A 1,498-nucleotide genomic window follows, 5' to 3' on the forward strand; every position below is an offset into this window, starting at 1 on the left:
ACGCTGCACATCACGGTTGTTGGGGTTGAAATAGACGTGATAAACGAGCTTGTCGAACGGGCTGACGCTATATGTCCTTATTCCGACGCAATCCGCAGGAACGTCCCGGTGACAAAGATCACCCAATCAGGGAAACCCTGATCCCTTTGACTCATAACCAAGACGTGCTCCCGTCGAATAGTATTATGGCGTTTGAGGTGTCTCTCTGATCAGCAGTCGCTAATGGGGGAGTGCCTGCTCGCTGCMTGCGCTCTGCCATCCGACGGACCGACAATGCTGACCCCCGAACCGCGCCAGATGCCGACGTCAGCACGGGAAGCCAGTTGCCAATAGTGGCCTTCTCAAGGTCTGCTGTCGCGAGTGAAGAATGGTGCGCTATCTCAACCTCGTTCCGAGTAGCTGCACGCTGCGGTCCTGCCAATCGGCGAACCTACCGCTGAGTCTGGGCATACCTATACAATGATCTGGTTACGCTCCGGTCGAAGCTGGCTTAATCTTCAACTCACGGCCGATGTCGTCGGCAGCAGATATGCCTGCAAGGTGTTTTTACTTTCTAGGTTCGGTCAGCTCAACGGCGAACGAGGCCGCCGTGTTCCGCCGATATGCACGAATTTGCGACATTAGACTCGATTAAAAACCGGATCGGCGAGAGCCTCCCAACATCAGCTACAAAGGAAACCTGATCATGAGAAATATGACCGCATGCCTAGCTCTTGGCGCACTCCTTCCGCTGGCAACACTTGCAAAGCCGGCTGCCGCGGAGCCAATTAAAAACATCGTTCTCGTTCACGGCGCATGGGTCGATGGGTCTGGCTGGAAGCCAATCTTCCAAATTCTGACGAAGGAAGGGTTCCACGTCTCCATCGTGCAGGAACCCGAGAGTTCTTTCACCGATGACGTAGCCGCCACCAAGCGCGTCCTCGACATGCAGGATGGTCCAACTCTCCTCGTAGGCCATAGCTACGGCGGCTCGGTTATAACCGAAGCGGGTGTCCACCCATCCGTCGTGGGTCTGGTCTACATCGCCGCCCACGCTCCCGACGTCGGTGAGGATGAGGGCTCCCTTGGCAAGAAGACGCCGAGCGTGCTCGCTAAGACCCCGGGTGCGATCAAGAAAACCCCTGATGGCTACACCTATCTCGACCCCGAGCAATTTCCGAAACTGTTCGCTCCTGACCTTCCCCCAGAACAGGCACTGTTCGGTGCCCGCTCGCAGGTCCTTGCTTCAGCCGGCGTATTCACCCAACCACTGACCGCTGCCGCCTGGAAGACGAAGCCTAGCTGGGCTGTGGTCGCCGGCAATGACCAGATTATCAACCCTGATCTTGAGCGTTGGTATTACAAGCGCGCCAAGAGCCATACGATCGAAATTAAGGGTGCAAGCCATTCGGTATACGAGTCGCATCCGAAGGAAGTGGCGGCCATCATCACGGAAGCCGCGCGCAAGGCCGCCGACGAAACCACGGTCAGCAGCAAATAGATCACGCCACGAAAGGGC

The 1,498-nt window shown here is 56.8% G+C and carries 1 protein-coding gene; it reads left to right on the plus strand.

What is annotated here, in order from left to right; all coding sequences use genetic code 11:
• The first annotated feature begins 694 nt into the window (after positions 1-694).
• Complete coding sequence (locus ACXJ5O_RS26710; RefSeq protein WP_457302545.1) at positions 695-1,480, plus strand: alpha/beta hydrolase; 786 nt, start codon at positions 695-697, stop codon at positions 1,478-1,480.
• The last annotated feature ends 18 nt before the right edge of the window (positions 1,481-1,498 follow it).

The organism is Phyllobacterium sp. P5_D12 (assembly GCF_054049495.1).